This is a genomic window from Rhodoferax sp. (genome assembly GCF_023701345.1).
Taxonomy (GTDB): Bacteria; Pseudomonadota; Gammaproteobacteria; order Burkholderiales; family Burkholderiaceae_C; genus Rhodoferax.
The window spans coordinates 1-3,882 of record NZ_JAMPXE010000198.1; the positions used below are offsets into that span (position 1 = coordinate 1).

The window sequence follows — 3,882 nt, forward strand, 5'->3', positions numbered from 1 at the left end:
ACGATATGGGACAGCTCGGTCTGGTCGAGCAGGACTACGCCTGGATCACCAGCCGCATCGTGGACGTGGCACGGCGCCATGCCAGGGGTCGCATTGTGAGTTGCCTGGTAGGCGGTTATGTGATGAGTGCGCTGTCACGCAGCGTGGAAGCGCATATCCGGGTGCTGGCGGATGTCTGAACCGGTGATTACTGACTTGCAGGACTGGCTGGCGGCCTTGAGCCAGACCAGCGTGTTGATTGAGTTGGGTGCACTGCTGGCTTGCGGACTGCTGGCCTGGTTGCTGGCGCGGCTGGTGTCCAGGGCCTTTGTTGAGCGCGAGCTCAACTCCATCATGTTTGGGCGGCGAATTGTCGACGGCGTGCTGTTCCCGGCGCTGTGGTTGTGCCTGGCTTATGCCGCCCGCAAGCTGCTGGACTACAGCATGCCGCTGGCGTTGTTCAAGCTGGCCATCCCCGTGCTGATCTCCTTGCTGGTGATCCGGCTTGGGGTCAAGGTGTTGCAGGCAGCGTTCAACAACACGCCGGCGATCCGTTTGCTGGAGCGCAGTATTTCCTGGATCGCTTGGGCTGCCATGGTCTTGTGGGTCAGTGGCTTGCTGCCGCTGCTGATGGACGAGCTCGATCAGATCAGCTGGACGGTGGGCGGTGCTTCCTTGTCAGTGCGAAAAATCATTGAAGGTACCCTGACAGCAGGGCTGGTGCTGATCATCAGCTTATGGATTTCGTCGGCCATTGAAACCAAATTGCTGCGCAAAGCGACGGGTGGCGAGTTGAGCCTGCGCAAGGCCTTCAGCAATGCAGCCAGGGCGCTGCTGATGTTTGTCGGCCTGCTGCTCGCCTTGTCTGCGGTGGGCATTGACCTGACGGCTTTGTCGGTCCTGGGTGGCGCCATTGGCGTCGGCATTGGTTTTGGCCTGCAGAAGCTGGCCGCCAACTATGTGTCGGGTTTTGTCATTCTGGCCGAACGCAGCATGCGCATTGGCGACAGTGTGCAGGTAGACAATTTCAGCGGCGTCATCACTCAAATCAATGCGCGCTACACCGTGATCCGTTCGCTGGCCGGGCGGGAATCCATTGTGCCCAACGAGATGCTGATCACCAGCCGGGTCGAAAATCTGTCTTTGGCCGACCCCAGGGTCTGGCAGTCTACCAACGTGTCGGTGGCCTATGACAGCGATGTGGATCTCGTGTCGCGTTTGCTGTTGCAGGCGGCTGCGACGCAGGAGCGGGTGCTGGCTGATCCTGGCCCCGCGGTGGTGTTACTGGCCTTTGGCGCCGACGGCCTGGAGTTCCGGCTGGGTTACTGGATTGGTGACCCCGAGAATGGCAGCGACAACCTGCGTTCACTGATCAATCTGGAAATTTTGCGGCTGTTGCGCGAGCATCGGGTTGAAATTCCGTTTCCACAGCGCGTCATTCACACGCGCCCGGTTTGAGAGCGGCAGTGCAGTCATGTTTACAATAAAAGCACGCCCGTTCTTTTATCGGTCTTTTCGAATAATGTTGATATGACGACCAAGCTGACAGAAGTGGCCGCATACAATGCGAAAGTTGACGTGCACGTCAATTGAATTGACGTTGTCGCAGTACGTATTTGCCTATTTTTTTAACCTCTGGAGAAAGAAAGTCATGAAAGTCCTGGTCGCAGTCAAGCGCGTGGTGGACTACAACGTGAAAGTCCGGGTCAAGTCGGACCACACGGGAGTAGACACCGCCAACGTCAAAATGAGCATGAACCCGTTTGATGAAATCGCCATCGAAGAGGCGGTGCGTTTGCGGGAAAAAGGCGTCGCCTCCGAGATCATCGCGGTCTCCTGCGGCGTGACCCAATGCACGGAAACCCTGCGCACCGCCATGGCCATCGGCGCTGACCGCGCCATCCTGGTGGAAACTTCAGAAGAACTGCAACCGCTGGCGGTGGCCAAACTGCTGAAAGCTTTGGTCGACAAGGAACAACCCGGCTTGATCATTCTTGGCAAACAGGCCATTGACGACGACTGCAACCAGACCGGCCAAATGCTCGCCGCCCTGGCCGACCTGCCCCAAGTCACCTTTGCCAGCAAAGTCGAAGTGGCTGACGGCAAAGCCACCGTCTCGCGCGAAATCGACGGCGGCCTGGAAACCCTCTCGGTGACATTACCAGCAGTGATCACGGCCGACCTGCGCCTCAACGAGCCGCGCTATGTGACCCTGCCCAACATCATGAAGGCCAAGAAAAAGCCGCTCGAAGTGGTCAAACCCGAAGACCTCGGTGTCGATGTGTCGCCGCGCATCAAGACCCTCAAAGTCAACGAACCGCCCAAACGCAGCGCCGGCGTCAAGGTACCCGACGTCGCCACCCTGGTGGCCAAACTCAAGAACGAAGCCAAAGTCATCTGAAACAGTGTCCCCGTCACTGCGAGCGCAGCGCGGCAGTCCATGCCGTCGGAAGTCCTGGATTGCCACGTCGCCTCGCTCCTCGCAATGACGACGTCTCCGTTAACCAATTGAAGGAACCCTCATGACCACCCTCGTCATCGCCGAACACGACAACGCCAGCCTCAAACCCGCCACCCTCAACACCGTCAGCGCCGCCGTTCAATGCGGTGGCGACGTCCACGTGCTGGTGGCCGGCCACAACGCAGCAGCGGCTGCCGCTGCCGCTGCCCAGATTGCTGGTGTCAGCAAAGTGCTGCACATTGATGCTGAAGCACTGGCGCACGGTATTGCAGAAAACCTCACCGCGCAAATCGTCGCCCTGGCACCCAACTACAGCCACCTGCTGTTCCCGGCCACCGCCGCTGGCAAGAACACCGCCCCGCGCGTGGCGGCCAAACTCGACGTCGGCCAGCTCTCCGACGTCACCAAGGTCATCAGTGCCGACACCTTCGAGCGCCCGATCTATGCCGGCAACGCCATCGCCACCGTGCAAAGTCTGGACGCCATCAAGGTATTGACGGTGCGCACCACCGGCTTTGACGCCGCAGCACAGGGGGGCAACGCTGCCATCGAGACCATCGCCGCGCTGGCCGTGCCCGGCAAGACCACCTACATGGGCAGCGAGATCGCCAGGAACGACCGCCCCGAGCTGACCGCAGCCAAGGTCATCGTCGCCGGGGGCCGGGCGCTGGGCTCGGCCGAGAAGTTTGCTGAACTGCTGACCCCGCTGGCCGACAAGCTCGGCGCCGCCATTGGCGCCAGCCGTGCTGCGGTGGACGCCGGTTACGCCGCCAATGACCTGCAAGTGGGCCAGACCGGCAAGATCGTGGCGCCCCAGCTCTACATTGCCGCGGGCATCAGCGGGGCCATCCAGCACCTGGCGGGCATGAAGGACTCCAAGGTGATCGTGGCCATCAACAAGGACCCCGAGGCGCCGATCTTCAGTGTCGCCGACTACGGCCTGGAGGCTGATCTGTTTGTGGCGCTACCTGAACTGACGGCTGCGCTTTAAGTTCAGGCCAAAAAGGGCATCCCTGGTGATGCCCTTTTTTTACGCCTTCTGGCAGCCTTCACGGGCCCATTCCTGATTCAAAACCGGAGATTCACCATGAGCTACATCGCCCCCGTCAAAGACATGCTGTTCAACATCGGGCACCTGGCCCGCATTGACCAGATTGCCCAACTCCCGGGCATGGAAGATGCCGGCCTGGAGACTGCGCAAGCGGTGCTGGAGGAAGCGGCCAAGTTTTGCGAGGGCGTGCTGGCTCCCTTGAACTGGGAGGGCGACAAAAATCCCAGCAGCTGGAAAGACGGCGTGGTCACCGCCACACCGGGTTTCAAGGACGCGTTCAAGCAGTACACCGAAGCCGGTTGGCAAGGCCTGCAACACCCCACCGACTTTGGTGGCCAGGGCCTGCCCAAGACCATTGGCTCGGCCGTCGGTGAAATGCAAAACTCGGCCA

4 protein-coding genes and 1 pseudogene are annotated in these 3,882 nt (G+C 60.4%); all 5 read left to right on the forward strand.

Annotated features, from left to right (window positions below):
* Nucleotides 1-179: pseudogene (locus tag NDI87_RS16865) on the forward strand (histone deacetylase family protein); the annotation flags it as partial.
* Nucleotides 172-1,437 (forward strand): mechanosensitive ion channel domain-containing protein, encoded by a 1,266-nt coding sequence (locus tag NDI87_RS16870; RefSeq protein ID WP_296276740.1) that lies wholly within the window; start codon nt 172-174, stop codon nt 1,435-1,437. The pseudogene NDI87_RS16865 and the gene NDI87_RS16870, both read left to right, overlap by 8 nt.
* Before the next feature lie 193 nt (nt 1,438-1,630).
* Complete coding sequence (locus NDI87_RS16875) at nt 1,631-2,380, forward strand: electron transfer flavoprotein subunit beta/FixA family protein (RefSeq protein ID WP_296276741.1); 750 nt, start codon at nt 1,631-1,633, stop codon at nt 2,378-2,380.
* 121 nt (nt 2,381-2,501) lie between these two features.
* Nucleotides 2,502-3,431 carry an electron transfer flavoprotein subunit alpha/FixB family protein gene (locus NDI87_RS16880; protein ID WP_296276742.1) on the forward strand — a complete coding sequence of 310 codons (930 nt, stop codon included), beginning with the start codon at nt 2,502-2,504 and terminating at the stop codon, nt 3,429-3,431.
* A gap of 96 nt (nt 3,432-3,527) precedes the next feature.
* On the forward strand, nt 3,528-3,882 hold a 355-nt coding region (locus NDI87_RS16885; RefSeq protein WP_296276743.1), incomplete at its 3' end, for an acyl-CoA dehydrogenase family protein.